This window comes from Streptomyces sp. NPDC048278, from assembly GCF_040652195.1.
Taxonomy (GTDB): domain Bacteria; phylum Actinomycetota; class Actinomycetes; order Streptomycetales; family Streptomycetaceae; genus Streptomyces.
In genome coordinates, this window is record NZ_JBEZLP010000006.1 from 1 (window position 1) to 22278 (window position 22278).

A 22278-nucleotide genomic window follows, 5' to 3' on the forward strand; every position below is an offset into this window, starting at 1 on the left:
TCCGCCGCCCCCCCCGCCCCCGCCGGCGGCGGCCGTCGCGCCCGGCCCCCGAGCCCACCCACCGTCGGTGTGCCCCCCCCTGGAACCCCGACCCACGGGAACTCGGCGGCGGCACTCGTACGTTGACGGCCCCCGCACAGCCCGGCACCCCACCGGCCGCGAAAGCCCACCCCGCCGTTCCCTCCCCACTGTGACGTGTGGCACGATGCAGGCCACCCCCACCGGCACAGGCCTCACAGGAGACACTCCTAGTGCAGCAATCCGTGGTCCCGGAGCTCGCGCACACCGACACCCGCCCCATGCACTGGCTGGCCACCGCCGCCGCGGTGGCCGGTGTCGTCGCTCTGTCGTCCCTCGTCCAGCCGGGCTCGGCCAAAGCCGCCCAGCCCACCGCGGGATCCGGGACGAAACCCGCCCCCGTGGCCGCCGCGCCGCCCAGCACCACCGGCGTGGACTTCCCCCTCGACTGCGGCCCCGTGAAGGAACTGGTCGTCAAGAAGGCCAGCGGCGACCTCGACGGCGACGGCAGACCGGAAACCGTGGCCGTCGTCCACTGCGACTCGGCCATGGGCACCCCGCCCGACGCCGTCTACGTCCTCACCCAGGCCGCAGGCGCCACCAGCCCCCGCGTCGTCGCCACCCTGGTCGACCCCAAGGACCGCTACACCGTGACCGACTTCGCCGTCACCGGAGGCGCCGTCACCGCCACCCTGCTCGGCTATTCCTCGGACAATGTGCCCAGTTGCTGCCCGGACCTGAAGTCGGCCGCCAAGTGGCAGTGGAACGGCCACGCGTTCGTCCGCTCCACCCCCGCCGCCACCCACAGCGTCTGACGGGCGCCCCGGCCACCCGGACCGCGCAGGCCCGGCGGACCCGCCGCCCACGCCACGCGGAGTGGCCGGAAAGTCACTCCGCGTCCGGGCCGTACACCTCGACGCGGTCCGCGACCCGGCGCACGTGGATGCACTCGCCCGGACACTCCCGCGCCGAGTCCACCACGTCCGTGAGCAGTGGCAACGGCACCGGCACCGACGCCCCCGGCGCCTGCAGCAGCTCGTCGTCCGCGCCCTTCACATAGGCCAGGCCGTCGATGTCCAGCTCGAACACCTCCGGGGCGTACTGGGCGCAGATCCCGTCCCCCGTACACAGATCCTGGTCGATCCAGACCTCCAGCGCCTCACCGCCGGCCAGGGCCTCCTGCTGCACGGTCATCTCTCCTGACGTCGAAAGCGCCGGGCAGCCGGACCCGGGGTTCACCCGGTCCCGCCCCGGCGGGTGTTGAACGACTTCGACCCTACCTCCGGCCCACAGCCGCCCGCGCACCCTCCTCGCACCCCTCCCGCCCGCTCTCCGGGCACCCCCTCCGCCCGCGCGCACGGCGCGTCCCACCGCGCGGACGGCGGCGCCCGGCCACCGGAGCGATCGACTTGAGCCAACCCGCGGCCCGGCCCCGCGAACACGCCCCACATCCGACCGGTCGCTCTGTGTAAGAAATGCGCCACCGGGGCACAACCCCTGAACCGGCATTGGAGCGGACAACTCCGGTCAGTAACGGAGGGTTTTGACCACTCCAGGCCTGGAACACGCCGCTTCTGAATCGCGTTGAGTGGGTATCCACCCGGCACGAGGGAGAACGCAATGGGTGACCGACGACACACCTTGACAGTCTTTGTGATCTAGGGGTTTCAATCGACACCCACCCAGGTAGGGTCTGGAAGCGTCCAGCTCCCCTTGGAGGAGGTGAGGACCGTGGCAGCCCACGACGACGACATGAACCGCGGCATCCGCCCGGGACGAGGGTCCGACGACCCGTCCGAGCAGATCGCCTATCTTGAGCAGGAGATCGCCGTCCTGCGACGCAAGCTCGCCGACTCTCCGCGACACACGAGGATTCTCGAAGAGCGGATCGTCGAGCTGCAGACGAACCTGGCCGGCGTGTCCGCCCAGAACGAACGACTCGCGAACACCCTCCGCGAGGCCCGCGACCAGATCGTGGCCCTCAAGGAAGAGGTCGACCGACTCGCACAGCCGCCCGCCGGCTTCGGTGTCTTCCTCACAGCGAACGAGGACGGCACCGCCGACATCTTCACCGGCGGCCGCAAACTGCGGGTGAACGTCAGCCCAAGCGTTGACCTGGACGACCTCAGGCGCGGCCAGGAAGTCATGCTCAACGAAGCGCTCAACGTGGTCGAGGCCATGGAATACGAGCGCGTCGGCGACATCGTCACCCTCAAGGAGATCCTCGAGGACGGCGAGCGCGCCCTCGTCCTGGGGCACACCGACGAGGAACGGGTCGTACGACTCGCCGAGCCACTGCTCGACGTGAACATCCGCCCCGGCGACGCACTCCTCCTCGAACCCCGCTCCGGGTACGTCTACGAGATCGTCCCCAAGAGCGAGGTCGAGGAACTCGTCCTCGAAGAGGTCCCCGACATCGGCTACGAGCAGATCGGCGGACTCGGCGGCCAGATCGAGGCCATCCGCGACGCGGTCGAGCTGCCGTACCTCTACCCGGACCTGTTCAAGGAGCACGAACTGCGCCCGCCCAAGGGCGTCCTGCTCTACGGACCCCCCGGATGCGGCAAGACGCTCATCGCCAAGGCCGTCGCCAACTCGCTGGCCAAAAAGGTCGCCGAGGTCACCGGCCAGGCCGCAGGCAAGAGCTTCTTCCTCAACATCAAGGGCCCCGAACTCCTGAACAAGTACGTCGGCGAGACCGAGCGGCAGATCCGCCTCGTCTTCCAGCGTGCACGGGAGAAGGCCAGCGAGGGCACCCCCGTCATCGTCTTCTTCGACGAGATGGAATCCCTCTTCCGGACCCGTGGCTCCGGTGTCAGCTCGGACGTCGAGAACACCATCGTCCCGCAGCTGCTCGCCGAGATCGACGGTGTCGAAGGCCTGCAGAACGTGGTCGTCATCGGCGCCTCCAACCGCGAGGACATGATCGACCCCGCCATCCTGCGGCCCGGCCGCCTCGACGTGAAGATCAAGATCGAGCGTCCCGACGCCGAAGCCGCCAAGGACATCTTCGGCAAGTACCTCACCGAGCGCCTCCCGCTACACTCCGACGACGTCGGAGAGCACGGCGGCAGCAAGGCCACCACCGTCGAAAGCATGATCCAGACGGCAGTGGAACACATGTACGCCGAATCCGAGGAAAACCGCTTCCTGGAAGTCACCTACGCCAACGGCGACAAGGAAGTCCTCTACTTCAAGGACTTCAACTCCGGCGCCATGATCGAAAACATCGTCGGACGCGCCAAGAAGATGGCGATCAAGGACTTCCTCGAACACAAGCAGAAGGGTCTGCGCGTCTCCCACCTCCTCCAGGCCTGCGTGGACGAGTTCAAGGAGAACGAGGACCTGCCCAACACCACCAACCCCGACGACTGGGCCCGAATCTCCGGAAAGAAGGGCGAACGGATCGTGTACATCCGTACCCTCATCACCGGAAAGCAGGGCGCGGACACCGGACGCTCCATCGACACGGTGGCCAACACCGGACAGTACCTGTAAAACACAGGGCGGCTGCGGGTGCCCTCACCGGGTACCCGCAGCCGACTGTTTTTCCGGCCAAAACCGGAACCGAGGCGAGCAAGGCAATGACGCAAATGATCTCCCCACCAGCGCAAAGGCGTTCTAGGCTCTTTCCTACCGCCGAGTCGCGCAGTGCGGGGACGGGCACCGCACACGCACCGGAGCGCCAGCGGTACGCGAGCGCAGCCCACGACCGAGGGCTCCGCCGGGCAAGGAGGGCCGCATGACCGTACGGCGAGTAATGGGCATCGAGACGGAGTACGGAATCTCCGTCCCCGGCCACCCCAACGCCAATGCCATGCTCACCTCGTCCCAGATCGTCAACGCCTACGCGGCGGCGATGCACCGGGCCCGACGGGCCCGCTGGGACTTCGAGGAGGAGAACCCGCTACGGGACGCCCGAGGCTTCGACCTCGCACGCGAGGCCGCCGACGCCAGCCAGCTCACCGACGAGGACATCGGCCTCGCCAACGTGATCCTCACCAACGGCGCACGCCTCTACGTCGACCACGCACACCCCGAATACAGCGCCCCCGAGGTCACCAACCCCCGCGACGCCGTCCTCTGGGACAAGGCCGGCGAACGCATCATGGCCGAAGCCGCCGAACGGGCCGCCCAGCTCCCCGGCGCCCAGCCCATCCACCTCTACAAGAACAACACCGACAACAAGGGCGCCTCCTACGGCACGCACGAGAACTACCTGATGAAGCGGGAAACCCCCTTCTCGGACATCGTGCGCCACCTCACCCCCTTCTTCGTCTCCCGCCAGGTCGTCACCGGCGCCGGCCGCGTCGGCATCGGCCAGGACGGCCACGAACACGGCTTCCAGCTCAGCCAGCGCGCCGACTACTTCGAAGTCGAGGTCGGCCTGGAGACCACCCTCAAACGGCCCATCATCAACACCCGCGACGAACCCCACGCCGACGCGGAGAAATACCGCCGCCTCCACGTGATCATCGGCGACGCGAACCTGTCCGAGATCTCCACCTACCTCAAGCTCGGCACCACGGCCCTGGTCCTCTCCATGATCGAAGACGGCTTCATCGCCGTCGACCTCGCCGTCGACCAGCCCGTACGCACCCTCCACCAGGTCTCCCACGACCCCACCCTCAAGCGCCTCGTCACCCTCCGCAGCGGACGCACACTCACCGCCGTCCAGCTCCAGATGGAGTACTACGAGCTGTCGCGCAAATACGTGGAGGAGCGCTACGGCGCCGACGCCGACGACCAGACCAAGGACGTCCTCGCCCGCTGGGAAGACACCCTCAACCGCCTCGAACACGAACCCATGAGCCTCTCCGGAGAACTCGACTGGGTCGCCAAGCTGGAACTCATGGAGGGCTACCGCCGCCGCGACGGCCTCGACTGGGACGCCGCCAAGCTGCACCTCCTCGACCTCCAGTACGCCGACGTGCGGGCCGAGAAGGGCCTCTACAACCGCCTCGCGGCCCGCGGACGCATGAAGCGGCTCCTGGACGAGGCCGACGTCGAGCGCGCCCGCACCAGCCCGCCCGAGGACACCCGGGCCTACTTCCGCGGCCGGTGCCTGGAGCAGTACGCCGACGACGTCGCCGCGGCCAGCTGGGACTCGGTCATCTTCGACCTCCCGGGCCGCGACAGCCTCCAGCGCGTCCCAACCCTGGAACCGCTACGCGGAACGCGAAATCACGTCAAGGAGCTCCTGGACCGCTGCCGCACCGCAGAAGACCTGGTCAGGGTCCTCTCCGGCGGCTGAACGGACCCCCGGACCACACCGGGCGGCCGGGGTCAAAACCCCGGCGCCCGGGAATCATCGAGGTGGCCCCCGTACGTTGGAGAAACTGCGGGGCCGATGTCGGACCCGGCTTGTAGGGTCTGATCATCACCGATCGGCAGGAATGCCGACCTGTCGACCATGTCGGGCGAACTGAGCGGGGTGAGTGTCATGGCAACCAAGGACACCGGCGGCGGACAGCAGAAGGCGACGCACTCCACCGAGGAGGTCGAGGAGCAGGCGGCAGAGTCGCAGGGCTCCGAAGACCTCAAGGAACGACACGAGAAGCTGAGCGACGACGTCGACTCGGTTCTGGACGAGATTGACGATGTCCTCGAGGAGAATGCGGAGGACTTCGTTCGGTCATTCGTTCAGAAAGGCGGCGAGTAGCCTTCGAATCGAAGGTGGTGGGGGCGTTGCGGATGGCAAGCGAAGAAGGTGTGAAGCGCTGCGTGCGGTGTGGGGAGCGCAAGCCGCACGCAGCGTTCGACCGTAAGCGGTCGAATCTGGATGGGTTGCAGCGCCATTGTCGGGGCTGCAGGGTTACCTACCACTGCCGAGCCCCGGAACCGCCTGGCCTCGCACGGGTCCCTGAGGGGCACAAGCGTTGCCGCGGATGCGGTGAAGTGAAGCCGCACGGTGAGTGGCACCGAAAGGGCGATGGCCTGGCCAGCCGCTGTAAGGCTTGCAGAGCGGCGGTACGGCCTGCGGAGCACCTTCGACGCAAGTACGGGTTCACCGAAGCCGAACGCGACGAGTTGATCGCCTCCCAAGGCGGAGTCTGCTGTATCTGTCTATCTGCCCCCGCCGTGCATGTGGATCACTGCCACAAGACGGGTAGGGTCCGAGGCGTACTGTGCTTCAACTGCAATTCGGCCATCGGCAAATTGAGGGACAAGCCCGACGCCGCTCGCCGAGCCGCTGCTTATCTGGAAGGAAACTTGTGGAAGCCAACACTCGTAGCACCGGGCGTCTACCAGCTGCCTTCCTGACGCCTGGGTCCTCTTCGTTCATGGACTTTCTCGGTGAGCACCAGCCGGAGTTGCTGCCCGGCAGGCGGCAGTTGCCGCCGACGCAGGGGGTGATCGAGGCGCCGCACGGGACGACGATCGTGGCGGTGACCTTCCCCGGGGGCGTGGTGCTCGCCGGTGACCGTCGGGCCACGATGGGCAATGTGATCGCGCAGCGGGACATCGAGAAGGTGTTCCCGGCGGACGAGTACTCGGCCGTCGGTATCGCCGGCACCGCCGGTCTCGCCGTGGAGATGGTGAAGCTCTTCCAGCTGGAGCTGGAGCACTTCGAGAAGGTCGAGGGCGCCCAGCTGTCCCTGGAGGGCAAGGCGAACCGGCTGTCGACGATGATCCGGTCCAACCTGGGGATGGCCATGCAGGGCCTGGCGGTCGTGCCGCTGTTCGCCGGGTTCGACGTGGACCGGAACAGGGGGCGGATCTTCTCGTACGACGTGACGGGTGGCCGTTCCGAGGAGCACAACTTCGCGGCGACGGGTTCCGGCTCGGTCTTCGCGCGGGGTGCGATGAAGAAGCTGTTCCGTGACGACCTGTCCGAGGAGCAGGCGACCACGCTGGTGGTGCAGGCTCTGTACGACGCGGCCGACGACGACTCCGCGACCGGTGGTCCGGATGTCGCGCGCCGGATCTACCCGATCATCACCGTGATCACCGACGACGGTTTCCGCCGGCTCACCGAGGACGAGGCGTCCGAGCTGTCGCGTGCGGTGCTGGCGCGCCGTCTGGAGGAGCCGGACGGCCCGCGCGCGGCGCTGCTGTAGGGCTTCGGCGTTCTTATCAAGGTGATCCCAGTGACTTCGACGGAACCCTAAGGAAGGGGACGGATACCGGTGTCGACGCCGTTCTATGTCTCACCTCAGCAGGCGATGGCGGACCGTGCCGAGTACGCCCGCAAGGGCATCGCGCGTGGCCGCAGTCTGGTTGTGCTCCAGTACGCCGACGGCATCGTGTTCGTCGGTGAGAACCCGTCCCGTGCGCTGCACAAGTTCAGCGAGATCTATGACCGGATCGGTTTCGCTGCCGCCGGTAAGTACAACGAGTACGAGAATCTGCGGATCGGTGGGGTGCGCTACGCCGACCTGCGTGGTTACACCTATGACCGTGACGATGTGACGGCGCGTGGTCTGGCGAACGTGTACGCGCAGACTTTGGGCACGATCTTCTCGTCGGCGGCGGAGAAGCCGTACGAGGTGGAGCTGGTCGTCGCGGAGGTGGGGGAGACTCCGGAGGGTGACCAGATCTATCGGTTGCCGCACGACGGTTCGATCGTGGACGAGCACGGTTCGGTGGCGGTCGGTGGCAGTGCGGAGCAGATCAGTACGTATCTGGACCGTGAGCACCGGGAGGGTATGACCCTTGCGGAGGCTCTGAAGCTGGCTGTGACGGCGTTGTCGCGGGAGTCGAACGGTACGCAGCGGGAGATTCCGGCGGAGCGTCTTGAGGTCGCGGTGCTGGACCGGACGCGTCCGCAGCAGCGGAAGTTCAAGCGGATCGTGGGTCCGCAGTTGTCGCGGCTGCTGGAGGCGGGCGGCGCGGCGACGGCTGCCGAGGCCGAAGGAGCCGAAGGGGCGGAGGAGTCCGGCGGGGACGTCGAGTAGCCCTTGGTGTGAGCCCCGTTCTGCGCGCCCCGTCCGGTGGTTACCGGACGGGGCGCGGGCGTGTGGGCACGCGTTCGCCTGTTCGGGGGCTATTTCGGGGGCTATGAGGGGCGTGGGGGTGCTGTGGAGCCTCGTACGACCAGTTCGACGGGGATGTCTCCGTGTTCCGGTTCGCGGCCGTCGAGGACGGCGAGGAGGGCTTGCATGCCGCGTTCGCCGAAGAGTTCGGCGTCGAGGCGGACGGTGGTGAGTTCGGGGTCGATGGCGGTGGCGAGGGCGAGGTCGTCGAGGCCGGTGACGGAGATGTCGTCGGGGATGCGGAGGCCTTGGCGGCGGAGGGCTTTGTAGGCGCCGGCGGCGAGTTTGTCGTCGTCGCAGACGAGGGCGGTGGGGCGGGGGCCGGGGGTGGTGAGGGCGGCTTCTGTGGCGGTGAGGGCGCCTTCGATGGAGATGGGGGCGTGGATGGTTCGTACGGTGGTGCCGGGGACGTCCGCGGTGCGGGTGGCGAGTGCGCGGGCGCGTACTTCGAAGGTCCAGGAGGCGATGTCGGCGGCCAGGTGGAGGAAGTGGCGGTGGCCGAGGTCGAGGAGGTGGTCGGTGACCTGGTGGACGCCGTCGGCGATGTCGAGGTTGACGGTGGCGGCGCCGAGGCTGCCGTGGGGGTCGCTGTCGAGCATGACGAGGGGGAGTTGGTCGCCGCGGATGGCGGTGAGGGCGTCGGCGGCCATGGAGGAGGCGATGACGCCGTCGAGGGCGGCCTGGGCGGAGGCGAAGGGGTTGCGGGCGGGGCCGATGCCTTCGGGGGAGGGGTAGAGGACGACGCCGAAGCCGTGGGTGGCGGCGATGCGGGCGGCGCCGGTGTAGACGCCGGCGAAGAATTCGGTGGTGAGGGCGGGGACGACGAGGAGGACGGTGCGGGTGCGGCCGAGGCGGAGGTTGCGGGCGGCGAGGTTGGGGCGGTAGCCGAGGTCGCGGGCGGCTTCGCGGACACGTTGGGCGGTGGCTTCGGAGACTCGGCCGCGCCATTTGTCGCCGAGCACGAGCGACACGGCTGCCTGGGAGACGCCGGCTGCCTGGGCGACGTCGCGGCTCGTGGGGCGCGTGCTGGGTGGCACCGGGGGTGGGCTCCTTCGTCTGGACGTGTGAACAGCGCACATGGTACGTATGGGAGTCGGGGTTATACGTAAAACGTGGAGGTGGGACATGGCCGCGGGGTACCTGGAGATCCTCAGGGCGAGGCACGCGGCGCGGCTGCTGACGGGGACGCTGGTGGGCCGGTTGCCGAACGCGACCGCGGCTCTCGCGATCGTGCTGTTCGTGCGGGCGGAGGGGGGTACGTACAGCCTGGCGGGGGTGCTCGCGGCGGTGTACGGGGTGGCCAACGCGGTGGGGCAGCCGGTGCTGGGGCGGCTGGTGGACCTGTGCGGGCAGCCGCGGGTGCAGTTGCCCGCGGCGCTGGCGTCGGCCGTGGCGATGGCGGTGTTCGCCTTCGCGGGTACGGGGTCGCTGTCGGTGGCGTGTGCGGCCGTGGCGGCGGCGGGGCTGTGCACGCCGCCGTTGGAGGGCGGTCTGCGTGCGCTGTGGCCGAGTGTCCTCGGGGAGGGGGAGCGGGTGCACACGGCGTATGCGATGGACGCGGTGGCGCAGGAAGTGATGTTCACCGTGGGGCCGTTGCTGGTGACGTTGTGCGTGTCGCTGTGGTCGGCGCAGGCGGCGTTGCTGGTGGTGAACGTGGTGGGGGTGCTCGGGGCGTTGTCGGTGGTGGTCTCGGCGCCGTCGCGGGCGTGGCGTTCGGCGCCGCGGGAGGCGCACTGGCTGGGGGCGCTGCGGTCGCCGGGGCTGTTGGCGTTGCTGGCGGCGTTCCTGTTCGTGGGGGTGGCGATGGGGTCGATCACGGTGGCGTCGGTGCCGTACGCGGACGGGCATGGTGGTGACGCGGTGTACGGCTGGATGATGGCGGGGCTGGGGCTGGGTGCGCTGCTGGGGGGCAGTGTCTACGGTGCGCGGCGGTGGGCGGGGGAGCCGGCGCGGCGACTGCGGGTGTTGGTGGGCCTTCTGGCGGTGTGTTATCTGCCGTTGATGCTGATGCCCGATGCGTTGGCCATGGTGTTGCTCACAGTGCTGGCCGGGGTGTTCCTGGCGCCGTCGATCGCGTGTGCGTTCGTGCTGGTGGACCGGCATGCGCCGAGCGGGACGGTCACCGAGGCGTTCTCCTGGCTTGTGACGACGTTCACGGTGGGGGCGTCGGTGGGAACGGGCCTGGCGGGCCCGGTGGTGGAGGCGGGCGGAGCCGTGTGGGGGTTCGCCGTGCCGGGTGCGGCGGGGGGTGTGTCGTTGCTGGTCCTGGCGGTCACGGGGCGGGTCCTCGCAGCTCCCGGTGGGGGTGCGGTGGTTGCGGCCGGTTCGGAAAATGATCCAAATCGTGCTGTCGAACCCCGTTTCAGCTCAGGGGATCGGGCGTAATGTTCAGTCATGGACCGCCGCATTTTCGGGCTGGAGAACGAGTACGGCGTCACGTGCACGTTCAGGGGACAGCGCCGCCTGTCGCCTGACGAGGTGGCGCGGTACCTCTTCCGCCGTGTCGTGTCATGGGGCCGTAGCAGCAATGTCTTTCTGCGGAACGGCGCCCGGCTCTATCTCGACGTGGGCTCACATCCGGAATACGCGACACCCGAGTGTGACAATGTGACCGAACTGGTCACCCACGACAAGGCCGGCGAGCGCATTCTCGAAGGGCTGTTGGTGGACGCCGAACGACGCCTGCATGAGGAAGGAATCGCGGGCGACGTCTACCTTTTCAAGAACAACACGGACTCGGCGGGCAACTCCTATGGTTGCCACGAGAACTATCTGGTGGCGCGGCACGGGGAGTTCTCCCGGCTCGCGGACATCCTCATTCCGTTCCTGGTGACCCGGCAGCTGCTGTGCGGCGCCGGGAAGGTGCTGCAGACGCCGCGCGGTGCGGTGTACTGCGTCAGCCAGCGGGCGGAGCACATCTGGGAGGGCGTCTCCTCGGCGACGACGCGTTCCCGGCCGATCATCAACACGCGCGACGAGCCGCACGCGGACGCGGAGCGCTACCGCCGGCTGCACGTCATCGTCGGCGACTCGAACATGTCCGAGACGACGATGCTGCTGAAGGTCGGCGCCACCGACCTGGTGCTGCGCATGATCGAGGCGGGCACGGTGATGCGGGACCTGACCCTGGAGAACCCGATCCGGGCGATCCGCGAGGTCAGCCACGACATCACGGGCCGGCGCAAGGTGCGCCTGGCCAGCGGCCGGGAGGCCTCCGCGCTCGAGGTGCAGCGGGAGTACTACGAGAAGGCCGTCGACTTCTGTGAGCGTCGCGGTATCCGGACCGGCACGGTCGAGCAGGTGCTTGAGCTGTGGGGCCGGACCCTGGACGCGATCGAGGCCGAGGACCTGGACCGGATCGGCACCGAGATCGACTGGGTGATGAAGTACAAGCTCATCGAGCGGTACCGGGCCAAGCACAACATGACCATGTCCCATCCGCGAGTGGCGCAGATAGACCTCGCTTATCACGACATTCACCGTCGTCGGGGTCTGTATTACCTGCTGGAGAAGAAGGGGCAAGCCGCGCGGATCTGCAATGACTTGAAGATCTTCGAGGGCAAGTCGGTGCCGCCGCAGACGACTCGGGCGCGCCTGCGCGGCGACTTCATCCGGCGGGCGCAGGAGCAGCGCCGGGACTTCACGGTCGACTGGGTGCATCTGAAGCTCAACGACCAGGCGCAGCGCACGGTGTTGTGCAAGGACCCGTTCCGTTCGGTCGACGACCGGGTGGAGAAGCTCATCGCCGGTATGTGAGAGATCGGCACAGAACGCCACACGGGCGCCGTACGTTTTCCGTACGGCGCCCTTCTCACGTCGTAGAGTTGCGCGCACGCCATCCGCAAGATCGACCGATTACGAGGCTCTTCCGTGCGCCGACGCTCTCTTCTCCTTGCCGCTGTTCCCGCGGGGCTGGTCACGCTCGCCGGGTGTGGTGACAACTCGTCCGCCTCCAGCAAGGCCAGCGCGTCGCCGTCGGCCTCCGCCTCGGTGCCGCCGCCGAAGATCGTGGACGGGCCGTTGCCGGCGATCACGGCGGGCGCGAAGTTCGACGAGAAGCCGACGGTGGCCAAGGGCAGCGGGGACCCGTCGAAGAACCTGGCGGTCAAGACGGTGATCGCGGGCAGCGGCAGGTCGGTCGCGGAGAACGACTTCATCCAGGCCAACTACCTGGGGCAGATCTGGTCCACGGCGAAGGTCTTCGACCAGTCGTACGACCGTACGCCGCTGCTGATGCAGCTGGCCGCGGGCAGCATCATCGACGGCTGGCGGTACGGGCTGGCCGGGAGGAAGGTCGGCAGCCGGGTGCTGATGGCCGTGCCGCCGACCTGGGGGTACGGCACTGCGGGCAACTCGCAGGCGGGGATCAAGGGCACGGACACGCTGGTGTTCGTGGTGGACATCCTGAACTCGTTCAACTCGAAGAGCTCCAGCACGGGCAAGGTGGTCGCGCAGAGCGACGCCGCGCTGCCGAAGATCGGTACGAACACGGACGGCAAGGCGCCGTCGGTCGAGATTCCCAAGGTGGACCCGCCGAAGAAGCTGGTGGCGAACTACGTGCTGGAGGGCGACGGCGCGGAGGTGCAGGCGGCGCAGACCGTCCTGTGCCAGTTCAAGGGCGAGGTCTGGGACAGCGGCAAGGTCTTCGAGCAGACGTACGAGAGCGGGCGGCTGGCCCAGTTCTCGCTGGAGCAGATGCAGCAGGTCCTCAAGGGGCTGGCGCAGGGGATCACCGGCAAGAAGGTGGGCAGCCGGATCCTGGTCGTCACGCCGCCGGACCTGGCCTACGGGAACAACCCGCCGAGCGGCGGTGTGGTGGAGAAGGGTTCGACGCTCGTGTTCACGGTGGACATTCTTGCGGCGATGTAGTCGCGCGGGCACGACCCGGGCGGGGATGAAAGACTGTCCCGGTTCAGTGTCGTACACAAGCAGGAGCCCAAGACGTGAGCATCGACAAGCCCGAGATCGACTTCCCCGAGGGCGAGGCCCCGGCCGACCTGGAGATCAAGGACATCTGGGAGGGTGACGGCGAGGTGGCCCAGGCGGGTCAGACCGTCACCGTCCACTACGTGGGCGTCGCGTTCAGCACCGGCGAGGAGTTCGACGCCAGCTGGAACCGCGGCGCGCCGTTCCGCTTCCCGCTGGGCGGCGGCCGGGTCATCAAGGGCTGGGACCAGGGTGTGCAGGGCATGAAGGTCGGCGGGCGTCGCCGGCTGACCATCCCGGCCCACCTCGCCTACGGGAACCAGAGCCCGACTCCGGCGATCAAGCCCGGCGAGACGCTGATCTTCGTCGTGGACCTGATCGCGGTCTGATTCCCCGGCTCGGGCCGCCCCGGCCCGGTGCCGCCAGGCGCTGACCGGTCCCGGTCGGAAACCGGCTGGCCGAGGGCCCGTGCCGTGTGCGCGGGCCCTCGGCCTTTGTCGAGTCGTGTCCGTTTCGGTGCTCGTTGTCTGTACTGGCTTTTGCCGTGACACTCCGGAGCGGTACGGTCATCGGTCAGAAGCACCATGAGGAAGGCGAAGGGCGTCGATGGCCATTGCCAAGGCCGAGCGGCTGATGAACCTGGCGCTGTGCCTGCTGGGGACGCGCAGGCCGCTCAGCAAGCGTGAGCTGCGGGAATCCATTGAGGCCTACCTGGAAGCGGGCAGTGACGACTCCTTCAGCCGGATGTTCGAGCGGGACAAGGACGATCTCCGCGAACTCGGACTGGTGATCGAGACCGTCGAGAACCTGGACGGCGAGATCGGCTATCTCGCGCGCCGGGACAGCAACCGCCTGCCGCCCATCACCCTGGACGCCGAGGAGGCCGCCGCTCTCGGACTCGCCGCCAAGGTCTGGCAGCAGGCCCGGCTCGCCGGCGCCGCCAGCGGTGCCCTGCAGAAGCTGCGCGCGGCAGGCCTCCCCGAGGACGTCGACCCGTACGAGTCCCATGGCGCCCTGGAGCCGCGGATCCCGGTGCACGAGGCCGCGTTCGAACCGCTGATGCTGGCCTGCCGGGACCGCCGCCCGGTCGTCTTCGACTACCGCAAGGCCACCGCCGCCCACCCGGAGACCCGGAACGTGGAGCCCTGGGCCCTGGAGTGCTGGCGCGGCCACTGGTACCTGGCGGGCTGGGACCGCGACCGGGGCGCGGAGCGGGTGTTCCGGCTGTCCCGGATCACCGGGAAGGTCCGCTCCCGGGGCACCGCCTTCACCGCACCGGTCCCGGACGTCGTCACCGTCCGTGAGACGGTGGCGAGCTGGGCCGGCGAGATCGCCGACCGCTCCGCGCTGATCCGGCTGCGCTCCGGCGCCGGCTACCCCCTTCGGGCGAAGGCCACCGCGGTGCGGGAACTCGGCGAGGGGTGGGACGAGTTGGAGATTCCGTACGGGCACGGGCTGGATGCCTGGCTGGTGGAGTTCGGGCCGGACGTGATGGTCCTGGAGCCGGCCGAACTGCGGGCGGACGTGGTGGACCGGCTGCGTGCCGTGGCCAAGGGCTGAGGGGGAGCGGAGCAAGGCAGTGGCAGGCAAACCGGTCAGGCCCGTGAACGCCATCGACCAGACCCGGCGGATGCTCTCCCTGGTGACCTATCTGCGCGAGCGCCCCGGCGCCCGGATCGCGGACGTGGCCCGCGCCTTCGGCGTCACCGAGGACGAGCTGGTCTCCGACCTCGACGTGCTGCCCATGTGCGGCACCAGCTTCCGGGGCGGCGATCTGCTGGACATCGACACCGACGGCGAGCGCATCTGGTGGCACAACGCGGCTGCGCTCGGCGAGGAGGCCGCCGAACCGCTCAGGCTCGCCGCCGACGAGGCGACCGCGCTCCTGGTCGCCGCCCGCGCGGTGGCCACCCTGCCCGGGCTGCGCGAGGGCGACCGGCAGGCGCTGCTGCGGGCCACCGCCAAGGTGGAGACCGCGGCCGGCGAGGCGGGCGACGCCAGCGCCCGGCTCTCGGTGACCTTCGAGTCCGAGGGCGGGGTCTTCGCCGACGTCGACCGGGCCATCGCCGAGCGCCGCCGGCTGTGGATCCGCTACTACTCACCCGCCCGCGACGAGCTGACCGAGCGCGAGATCGACCCCATCCGCCTGGTCAGCGTCGGCCACACCTACGTCGAGGCCTGGTGCCGCCGCTCCGAGGCCCGGCGCACCTTCCGGCTCGACCGGGTCGCCGAGATCAGGATCCTCGACGAGCCGTCCGCACCCCCCGAGATCGAGCTGCGCGACCTGTCCGAGGCCCTGGTGCAGCCCGCCGCCGAGGACCCCGAGGTGGTCGTGGAGGTCGGCCCGGCCGGCCGCTGGGTCGCCGAGTACTACCCGCACGACAGCGCGGATGAGCTTCCCGACGGCGGGCTGCGTATTACCCTGCGCACCCCCGATCCGGCCTCCCTGCGCCGGCTGGCCCTCAGGCTCGGCGGCGACGGCCGGATCGTGTCACCGCCCGAGCTGGCCGACAGCGCCCGCCGGGCGGCACGTGACGCACTGGCGGCGTACGACCAGGTTGGGCACGGCGACGAGGAAGGGCAGGGGCTTTGAACGAGTCTTCGGGCGTTCTGAGCGAGTCTTCGGGTTCCGGTGGCGCGAGCGCGCGGGAGATGACGGTCGCCGCCGCCTTCGCCGGGATGAGAAGAGTGGTCCCCGTGGTGTTCCGGGCCGGCTGCCCGGACTGCCGGGGCAGCTTCGAGCTCACCGCGAGCGCCCTGCGGCTGGCCATCGGAGCCACCAGCAAGACGACGTTCTACTCGTTCACCTGCCCCGACTGCGGGACCGCCGTCCGCAAGCCCGCCGGGGAGCGGATCGTGGAACTCCTCACCGGCGGCGGGGTCAGGACACTGCGGCTGCACCCCACCGTCTAGGCTCGCCCCATGTTCTGGGCGATGGTCGCGGTAGCTGTGGGTTTCGTGGGTCTCGCCGTGCTCGGCGTGCTCGCCGTCCGGGTCTTCCTGGAGGCGCGGCGGCTGGGCGCGCAGGTCACGGACTCGGCACGGCGCATCAGCCGGGCCGCGGAGGACCTGGAGCGGGCCGCCGAGAGCGCCGCCCGTACTGTCGACGCACTGTGACGCCCGCTGTGGAAGCGGTGTGAGTACTGGGCCATAAGCGGTTTGCGTCACTTCGCCCTGTCACGGTGCCCGCAGGGAAAGGTACGCTGCTGAACGCGGCACGGAGAACGAGGCCCGGGCCGCGGACCGGGAGTACGCACGGGGATTGCCTCACGTTCACCCCTGAGCGTTACGATCGCTGAGAGCACGATCACTCGGACGCATGTCCGACGGATCGGACAGCACCCCACCCAGCCGCCTCGGTGAGAAGGTAAAGACTTATGTTCGGAAGGCTCGGAGCCCCCGAGATCATTCTCATCCTTGTCGTCGTCATCCTGCTGTTCGGCGCGAAGAAGCTTCCGGACATGGCCCGCTCGCTCGGCAAGTCCGCGCGCATCCTCAAGAGCGAGGCCAAGGCGATGAAGGAAGACGGCAACAGCACCACCTCCGCCCAGGCGCCCGCCTCCGGCGAGCAGTCCGCGGCCCAGCGCACCATCCAGGCGGCCCCCGGCGACGTGACCAGCTCCCGCCCGGTCAACGAGCCGTCGGACACCACCCAGCGCTGACGCAAGGCCGGTAGCCCCCGGCCTGCCGCACGAGATGAGGACGTGGGTTGCCAAAGTCTGCCCGCAAAGAGGAGAAGGATCCCGAGGGGCGGATGCCTCTCGCGGATCACCTTCGTGAGCTCCGCAACCGGCTCGCGAAGGCCATGCTGGCCATCATCGTCATCACGGTGGTCGCCGCCTTCTTCTACAACAACATCATCGACTTCCTCACCAAGCCGATCCTCGAATCCGTCGGTTGCGCGCACACCTTCTCGGAGATGAACAAGACCACGGGCGACGAGCAGTGCGCCCAGATCACCATCAACGGTCTGCTCGCTCCCTTCACCCTCGCCCTCCAGGTCTCCCTGATGGCGGGCGTGGTCTTCGCCTCCCCGGTCTGGCTGTACCAGCTGTGGGCCTTCGTCGCCCCCGGTCTGCACCGGCACGAGAAGAAGTACGCCTACGCGTTCGTCGGCACCGGCGTCCCGCTCTTCTTCGCCGGCGCGTTCTTCGCGTACAAGGTCCTGCCGACCACCGCGAAGGTGCTCATCGGCTTCACCCCGCACGGGGTCAGCAACCTGCTTCCGCTCGACGACCTGCTGCAGCTGGTCACCCGCATGGTGATCGTCTTCGGTCTCTCCTTCGAGCTGCCGCTGCTCCTGGTGATGCTCAATCTCACCGGCATCATCACCGGCAAGCGCATGCTCGGCTGGTGGCGGGCGATGATCCTCGGCATCACGGTCTTCGCGGCCGTCGCCACCCCGAGCACCGACCCGCTCTCCATGCTGGCGCTCGCCGGACCGATCTGGGTGCTGTACTTCGGCGCGGTCGCGTTCTCCCTTCTCAACGACCGGCGCAGGCGCCGCCGCGACGACGACGGCCTCGACGACGACGAGGCCTCCGACCTCGACCTCACCCCCGAGGACGTCGGCGAGATCGAGACCGTCTCCGCCAGCCGCGCGCTGCCCGAGGGCCCGGACCGGGTCAACGGATACGACGACGTGACCTGACAGGTCGACCCCCGTCACCCGGAGGTGCCCGCGTCACCTGACGCGGGCACCTCTTTGTCGTCCGTTGTCCCATGTTCCGGATAATGATCGTCCTGTTGTCAGTGGGGACCGGTACGCTCGAAAGCACGATGACAGAGGACCTCTCACCGGCCGAGCGGTATGCGGCGGCCCGCAAGCGGGCCACCGAGCAGGCCACCGCGCTCGCCTCCTTCCGCGAGATGTACGAATTCGGCCTCGACCCCTTCCAGATCGAGGCCTGCCAGGCACTCGAAGCCGGAAAGGGCGTACTGGTGGCCGCCCCCACCGGCTCCGGCAAGACGATCGTGGGCGAGTTCGCCGTCCACCTCGCCCTGATGCAGGGCAAGAAGTGCTTCTACACGACACCCATCAAGGCGCTGTCGAACCAGAAGTACGCCGACCTCTGCCGCCGCTACGGCGACGGCATGGTCGGGCTCCTCACCGGTGACAACAGCATCAACCCGGACGCCGCCGTGGTCGTCATGACCACCGAGGTCCTGCGGAACATGCTGTACGCGGGCTCCCAGACCCTCATCGGCCTCGGCTACGTGGTCATGGACGAGGTCCACTACCTCTCCGACCGGTTCCGCGGCGCCGTCTGGGAAGAGGTGATCATCCACCTCCCGGAGTCCGTGACCCTGGTGTCCCTGTCGGCGACGGTCTCCAACGCCGAGGAGTTCGGCGACTGGCTCGACACCGTCCGCGGCGACACCGAGGTCATCGTCTCGGAGCACCGGCCCGTCCCGCTCTTCCAGCACGTGCTCGCCGGACGCCGGATGTACGACCTGTTCGAGGAGGGCGAGGGTCACAAGAAGGCCGTCAACCCCGACCTCGCCCGGCTGGCCCGCATGGAGGCACAGCGTCCGTCGTACCAGGACCGCAGACGCGGCCGGGCCATGCGCGAGGCCGACCGGGAGCGGGAGCGCAGACAGCGGTCCCGGGTATGGACACCGGGCCGCCCCGAGGTCATCGAACGCCTCGACAACGAGGGCCTGCTGCCCGCCATCACCTTCATCTTCAGCCGCGCCGCCTGCGAGGCCGCCGTCCAGCAGTGCCTGTACGCGGGCCTCCGGCTCAACGACGACGAGGCGCGGGACAAGGTGCGCGCCCTGGTGGAGGAGCGCACCTCCTCGATCCCGCCGGAGGACCTGCACGTCCTCGGCTACTACGAGTGGCTCGAAGGCCTGGAGCGCGGCATCGCCGCCCACCACGCCGGCATGCTCCCGACCTTCAAGGAGGTCGTCGAGGAACTCTTCGTACGCGGCCTGGTGAAGGCCGTGTTCGCCACCGAGACCCTCGCGCTCGGCATCAACATGCCCGCCCGCTCGGTCGTGCTGGAGAAGCTCGTCAAGTGGAACGGCGAACAGCACGCCGACATCACGCCCGGCGAGTACACGCAGTTGACCGGCCGGGCCGGCCGGCGGGGCATCGACGTCGAGGGCCACGCCGTGGTGCTGTGGCAGCGCGGGATGAGCCCCGAGCACCTCGCCGGCCTTGCGGGCACCCGTACGTATCCGCTGCGCTCCAGCTTCAAGCCGTCGTACAACATGGCGGTCAACCTGGTCGAGCAGTTCGGGCGGCACCGCTCCAGGGAACTCCTCGAGACGTCGTTCGCCCAGTTCCAGGCCGACAAGTCGGTCGTCGGGATCTCCCGTCAGGTCCAGCGCAACGAGGAAGGACTCGCCGGCTACAAGGAGTCCATGACCTGCCACCTCGGCGACTTCGAGGAGTACGCCCGGCTGCGGCGGGAGTTGAAGGACCGCGAGACGGAACTGGCCCGGCAGGGCGTCTCCCAGCGGCGTGCCGAGGCGGCCGTCGCCCTGGAGAAGCTCAAGCCGGGAGATGTCATCCACGTCCCGACGGGCAAGTACGCGGGACTGGCGCTCGTGCTGGATCCCGGGCTGCCCGCCGGGCGGTCCAACGGCCACCGCGGCTTCGAACAGCACGACGGGCCCCGGCCGTTGGTGCTCACGGCCGAACGGCAGGTCAAGCGGCTCGCCTCCATCGACTTCCCGGTGCCGGTCGAGGCGCTGGAGCGGATGCGGATCCCCAAGTCCTTCAACCCCCGCTCCCCGCAGTCCCGTCGCGACCTCGCCTCCGCGCTGCGCACCAAGGCCGGGCACATCCCCCCGGAGCGGGCCCGCAAGAAGCGGTCGCAGGCGGCGGACGACCGGGAGATCGCACGGCTGCGCACGGCGATCCGGGCCCATCCCTGCCACGGCTGCAACGACCGCGAGGACCATGCCCGCTGGGCCGAGCGCTACCACCGGCTGATCCGGGACACCTCCCAGCTGGAGCGGCGCATCGAGGGCCGCACCAACACCATCGCCCGGACCTTCGACCGGATCGTGGCGCTGCTGACCGAGCTGGACTACCTGCGCGGCGACGAGGTCACCGAAAACGGCAAGCGGCTGGCACGCCTCTACGGCGAACTCGACCTGCTCGCCAGCGAATGCCTGCGGGCCGGCGTCTGGGAGGGCCTCAGCCCCGCCGAACTCGCCGCCTGCGTCTCGGCGCTGGTGTACGAGGCCCGGGTCGGCGACGACGCGATGGCGCCCAAGCTGCCCTCCGGGAAGGCCAAGGCCGCGCTCGGCGAGATGGTGCGGATCTGGGGGCGGCTCGACGCCCTCGAGGAGGACTTCCGGATCAACCAGACCGAGGGCGTCGGACAGCGCGAACCGGACCTCGGCTTCGCCTGGGCCGCCTACATGTGGGCCACGGGACTGGGCCTGGACGAGGTGCTGCGGGAAGCGGAGATGCCGGCCGGCGACTTCGTGCGGTGGTGCAAGCAGGTCATCGACGTGCTGGGGCAGATCGCGGCGGCTTCTCCTGTGGAGGGCTCGACCGTGGGGAAGTCTGCGCGTAAGGCGGTTGATCTGGTGCTGCGGGGGGTTGTGGCCTACTCGTCGGTGGGGTGACCTGTCGGAGCGCGGGTGCGGGTGTGTGGGGGCTGGTCGCGCAGTTCCTCCCCCAGCCTTCGGCCGGGGGGACCCCCAGCGCCCCTGGGTAGGGAGGGTCACCCTCGGCCGAGAAAGTTCCGCCAGCCTCCGTGCCGTGTGATGTCCTCGGCGTCTGTCAGGGCGCTCGGTTCGCAGAGGAAGCCGGGGACGGTGGTGCCGTCCGAGAGGTCGATGCTGCCGAGTGTCATGGGGTGGGGGAGCGTCGCGAGGAGGTGGCCCAGGCCCTCGGGGGGAAGGGACCAGACCTCCGTCTCGATCGCGGCGCCGCCCTCGCCGACGTGGACCAGGCCCGGCTTCGGCGGGGTCGTCCGCAGGGCGTAGAAGCGGTAGGCGGGTGCCGTGGTCGTCGTGCGGTCGAGTACCGCGCCCAGTGCCAGGAGCTGGGGGTTGAGGGGCTGGCCCGTCAGGTGGGCGCCGGCCACCGCCAGGCGCACTCTCGGTTCCAGGGTGCGGGCGATCGTGGTGAGGCGGGCGTCCGTGAACGCCGGGCCGATCAGCATCACGCCGAACGGCAGGCCGTTCACCTCGCCGGCCGGGACGGCCACGGCCGCCAGGTCGAAGAGGTTCGTGGAGTTGGTGAAGCGGCCCAGGCGGGCGTTGGCGCCCAGCGGGTCGGCCGCGACCTCCGCGAGGGTGGGGTGGCCCGGAGCGGTGGGGAGGAGCAGGGCGTCCGCGTCGGCGAGTTCGGCCAGGGCGCGGGCGCGCAGGTCCGCCAGGCGGTCCTGGTCGGTGAAGAGCCGGTGGGCCGGGATGTCCCGGGCCCGGGTGATGATGCCGGCGACGGTGGGGTCGAGGCCCTCGCCGCCGGACGAGATCAACTTGTCGATGAAGGGACCCACGGCCGTGTAGCGCTCGGCCACGAAGGCGCCCTCGTAGAGCATCGCCGCCGCCTCGGTGAACGGGGTGAGGTCGAGCGGGCGGATCGAGGCACCGGCGGCGGTCAGGCGGTCCACCGTCTCCTCGTAGGCCTTTGCCCAGCCCTCGTCCAGTTCGCCGAGCTGGGCGAGCGGCGGGACCGCGATCCGCCAGGGACCCGGGGCCCGCTGGGGGAGCGGCGGCAGGGGGCGGTCCGGCGGTGCCGCCATGTACGACAGTGCCTGCTCCGCCTCCGGGAGGGTGCGGGCGAACACCGTCACGCAGTCGACGGACGCGCAGGCCGGGACGACACCGGCCGTCGGGACCAGGCCGCGGGTCGGTTTCAGGCCGACGATGCCGTTGAAGGCGGCCGGGACCCGGCCCGAGCCCGCGGTGTCCGTGCCGAGGGCGAGGTCGACGATGCCGAGGGCGACGGCGACGGCCGAGCCGGAGCTGGAGCCGCCGCTGATCCTTTCGGGGTCGATCGCGTTGCGGACCGCGCCGTGCGGGGAGCGGGTGCCGACCAGGCCGGTCGCGAACTGGTCGAGGTTGGTGGTGCCGAGGGCCAGTGCGCCGGCCGCGCGCAGCCGGGCCACCACGGGGGCGTCGGCCCGGGGTTCGTAGGCGTACGCCGGGCAGCCCGCCGTCGTGGGCAGCCCGTGCACGTCGATGTTGCCCTTGGCGGCGAACAGGCGGCCGGCGAGGGGAAGGTGTTCCCCCGCGGCCACCCGCTCGTCGATCGCGCGGGCCTCCGCCTCGGCCTCCGCCCGCGGGCGCAGGTCGATCCAGATCTCGGGCCGGTCGACCGCTTCGATGCGCGCGTAGGCGGCACGGACACGGGAGACGGTGCTGGACATGCTCTTGCTCCTGTCGC

The 22278-nt window shown here is 69.5% G+C and carries 21 protein-coding genes; 18 read left to right on the forward strand and 3 right to left on the reverse strand.

From position 1 onward, the window contains the following. The first annotated feature begins 251 nt into the window (after positions 1 to 251). Positions 252 to 833 carry a hypothetical protein gene (locus AB0D74_RS12950; RefSeq protein WP_362584268.1) on the forward strand — a complete coding sequence of 194 codons (582 nt, stop codon included), beginning with the start codon at positions 252 to 254 and terminating at the stop codon, positions 831 to 833. Positions 834 to 906: 73 nt separating this feature from the next. On the opposite strand, the gene AB0D74_RS12955 is transcribed toward AB0D74_RS12950, so the two are convergent. Then, complete coding sequence (locus AB0D74_RS12955; RefSeq protein WP_362584271.1) at positions 907 to 1212, reverse strand: ferredoxin; 306 nt, start codon at positions 1210 to 1212, stop codon at positions 907 to 909. Positions 1213 to 1749: 537 nt separating this feature from the next. Between AB0D74_RS12955 and arc the strand changes: the two genes are divergently transcribed. The 6 genes from arc (at position 1750) to prcA (ending at position 7916) form a co-directional block, all read left to right on the forward strand. Further along, positions 1750 to 3516 (forward strand): proteasome ATPase, encoded by a 1767-nt coding sequence (gene arc / locus AB0D74_RS12960; protein ID WP_362584274.1) that lies wholly within the window; start codon positions 1750 to 1752, stop codon positions 3514 to 3516. 244 nt (positions 3517 to 3760) lie between these two features. Continuing rightward, positions 3761 to 5272 (forward strand): depupylase/deamidase Dop, encoded by a 1512-nt coding sequence (gene dop, locus AB0D74_RS12965; protein ID WP_362584277.1) that lies wholly within the window; start codon positions 3761 to 3763, stop codon positions 5270 to 5272. A gap of 189 nt (positions 5273 to 5461) precedes the next feature. After that, complete coding sequence (locus AB0D74_RS12970; protein ID WP_234531430.1) at positions 5462 to 5680, forward strand: ubiquitin-like protein Pup; 219 nt, start codon at positions 5462 to 5464, stop codon at positions 5678 to 5680. Positions 5681 to 5712: 32 nt separating this feature from the next. After that, a complete protein-coding gene (locus tag AB0D74_RS12975; protein WP_362584281.1) occupies positions 5713 to 6282 on the forward strand; it encodes an endonuclease VII domain-containing protein in 570 nt (189 codons plus the stop codon). After that, positions 6234 to 7079 carry a proteasome subunit beta gene (prcB, locus tag AB0D74_RS12980; protein ID WP_362584284.1) on the forward strand — a complete coding sequence of 282 codons (846 nt, stop codon included), beginning with the start codon at positions 6234 to 6236 and terminating at the stop codon, positions 7077 to 7079. The genes AB0D74_RS12975 and prcB overlap by 49 nt, the downstream gene beginning before the upstream one ends. A gap of 69 nt (positions 7080 to 7148) precedes the next feature. After that, entirely contained in the window at positions 7149 to 7916 is a 768-nt protein-coding gene (gene prcA / locus AB0D74_RS12985) for a proteasome subunit alpha (protein WP_362584287.1), read from the forward strand. A gap of 101 nt (positions 7917 to 8017) precedes the next feature. Here the strand turns inward: prcA and AB0D74_RS12990 are convergent, their stop codons facing one another. Continuing rightward, entirely contained in the window at positions 8018 to 9073 is a 1056-nt protein-coding gene (locus AB0D74_RS12990) for a LacI family DNA-binding transcriptional regulator (protein WP_362584290.1), read from the reverse strand. Between the two features lie 46 nt (positions 9074 to 9119). Here AB0D74_RS12990 and AB0D74_RS12995 point away from each other — a divergent pair, with 46 nt between their 5' ends. The 11 genes from AB0D74_RS12995 to AB0D74_RS13045 all read left to right on the forward strand — a co-directional run bounded on the left by AB0D74_RS12995 (position 9120) and on the right by AB0D74_RS13045 (position 20507). Continuing rightward, a complete protein-coding gene (locus tag AB0D74_RS12995; RefSeq protein WP_362584293.1) occupies positions 9120 to 10379 on the forward strand; it encodes an MFS transporter in 1260 nt (419 codons plus the stop codon). Positions 10380 to 10388: 9 nt separating this feature from the next. Beyond that, positions 10389 to 11750 (forward strand): Pup--protein ligase, encoded by a 1362-nt coding sequence (gene pafA, locus AB0D74_RS13000; RefSeq protein WP_028801611.1) that lies wholly within the window; start codon positions 10389 to 10391, stop codon positions 11748 to 11750. A gap of 114 nt (positions 11751 to 11864) precedes the next feature. Continuing rightward, positions 11865 to 12863 carry an FKBP-type peptidyl-prolyl cis-trans isomerase gene (locus AB0D74_RS13005; RefSeq protein WP_362584297.1) on the forward strand — a complete coding sequence of 333 codons (999 nt, stop codon included), beginning with the start codon at positions 11865 to 11867 and terminating at the stop codon, positions 12861 to 12863. A 74-nt stretch (positions 12864 to 12937) separates the two neighbouring features. Further along, positions 12938 to 13309: an FKBP-type peptidyl-prolyl cis-trans isomerase gene (locus tag AB0D74_RS13010; protein WP_217550321.1), complete on the forward strand. Its 372-nt coding sequence runs from the start codon at positions 12938 to 12940 to the stop codon at positions 13307 to 13309. Positions 13310 to 13526: 217 nt separating this feature from the next. Continuing rightward, on the forward strand, positions 13527 to 14480 hold the full coding sequence (locus tag AB0D74_RS13015) for a WYL domain-containing protein (RefSeq protein ID WP_362584301.1): 954 nt from the start codon (positions 13527 to 13529) through the stop codon (positions 14478 to 14480). A gap of 19 nt (positions 14481 to 14499) precedes the next feature. After that, positions 14500 to 15513, forward strand: coding sequence for a WYL domain-containing protein (locus AB0D74_RS13020; RefSeq protein WP_362584304.1), 1014 nt, complete (start codon positions 14500 to 14502; stop codon positions 15511 to 15513). 59 nt (positions 15514 to 15572) lie between these two features. After that, entirely contained in the window at positions 15573 to 15833 is a 261-nt protein-coding gene (locus tag AB0D74_RS13025) for a hypothetical protein (RefSeq protein WP_362584307.1), read from the forward strand. 9 nt (positions 15834 to 15842) lie between these two features. Beyond that, positions 15843 to 16037 carry a hypothetical protein gene (locus AB0D74_RS13030; protein WP_362584310.1) on the forward strand — a complete coding sequence of 65 codons (195 nt, stop codon included), beginning with the start codon at positions 15843 to 15845 and terminating at the stop codon, positions 16035 to 16037. Between the two features lie 260 nt (positions 16038 to 16297). Further along, a complete protein-coding gene (tatA, locus tag AB0D74_RS13035; protein ID WP_362584313.1) occupies positions 16298 to 16582 on the forward strand; it encodes a Sec-independent protein translocase subunit TatA in 285 nt (94 codons plus the stop codon). A 47-nt stretch (positions 16583 to 16629) separates the two neighbouring features. Then, positions 16630 to 17571 (forward strand): twin-arginine translocase subunit TatC, encoded by a 942-nt coding sequence (gene tatC, locus AB0D74_RS13040; protein ID WP_362584316.1) that lies wholly within the window; start codon positions 16630 to 16632, stop codon positions 17569 to 17571. 83 nt (positions 17572 to 17654) lie between these two features. Then, positions 17655 to 20507, forward strand: coding sequence for a DEAD/DEAH box helicase (locus tag AB0D74_RS13045; protein WP_362584319.1), 2853 nt, complete (start codon positions 17655 to 17657; stop codon positions 20505 to 20507). 98 nt (positions 20508 to 20605) lie between these two features. On the opposite strand, the gene atzF is transcribed toward AB0D74_RS13045, so the two are convergent. Further along, positions 20606 to 22261: an allophanate hydrolase gene (gene atzF, locus AB0D74_RS13050; RefSeq protein WP_362584322.1), complete on the reverse strand. Its 1656-nt coding sequence runs from the start codon at positions 22259 to 22261 to the stop codon at positions 20606 to 20608. Positions 22262 to 22278 lie beyond the last annotated feature (17 nt).

Excerpts from the sequence above, each read along its gene's own strand:
- AB0D74_RS12955 (WP_362584271.1), bottom strand. The coding sequence starts at position 1,212 with ATGACCGTGCAGCAGGAGGCCCTGGCCGGCGGTGAGGCGCTGGAGGTC.
- dop (WP_362584277.1), top strand. The coding sequence starts at position 3,761 with ATGACCGTACGGCGAGTAATGGGCATCGAGACGGAGTACGGAATCTCC.
- AB0D74_RS12970 (WP_234531430.1), top strand. The coding sequence starts at position 5,462 with ATGGCAACCAAGGACACCGGCGGCGGACAGCAGAAGGCGACGCACTCC.
- AB0D74_RS12975 (WP_362584281.1), top strand. The coding sequence starts at position 5,713 with ATGGCAAGCGAAGAAGGTGTGAAGCGCTGCGTGCGGTGTGGGGAGCGC.
- AB0D74_RS12990 (WP_362584290.1), bottom strand. The coding sequence starts at position 9,073 with ATGTGCGCTGTTCACACGTCCAGACGAAGGAGCCCACCCCCGGTGCCA.
- AB0D74_RS12995 (WP_362584293.1), top strand. The coding sequence starts at position 9,120 with ATGGCCGCGGGGTACCTGGAGATCCTCAGGGCGAGGCACGCGGCGCGG.
- pafA (WP_028801611.1), top strand. The coding sequence starts at position 10,389 with ATGGACCGCCGCATTTTCGGGCTGGAGAACGAGTACGGCGTCACGTGC.
- AB0D74_RS13015 (WP_362584301.1), top strand. The coding sequence starts at position 13,527 with ATGGCCATTGCCAAGGCCGAGCGGCTGATGAACCTGGCGCTGTGCCTG.
- AB0D74_RS13025 (WP_362584307.1), top strand. The coding sequence starts at position 15,573 with ATGACGGTCGCCGCCGCCTTCGCCGGGATGAGAAGAGTGGTCCCCGTG.
- AB0D74_RS13030 (WP_362584310.1), top strand. The coding sequence starts at position 15,843 with ATGTTCTGGGCGATGGTCGCGGTAGCTGTGGGTTTCGTGGGTCTCGCC.
- tatA (WP_362584313.1), top strand. The coding sequence starts at position 16,298 with ATGTTCGGAAGGCTCGGAGCCCCCGAGATCATTCTCATCCTTGTCGTC.
- AB0D74_RS13045 (WP_362584319.1), top strand. The coding sequence starts at position 17,655 with ATGATCGTCCTGTTGTCAGTGGGGACCGGTACGCTCGAAAGCACGATG.
- atzF (WP_362584322.1), bottom strand. The coding sequence starts at position 22,261 with ATGTCCAGCACCGTCTCCCGTGTCCGTGCCGCCTACGCGCGCATCGAA.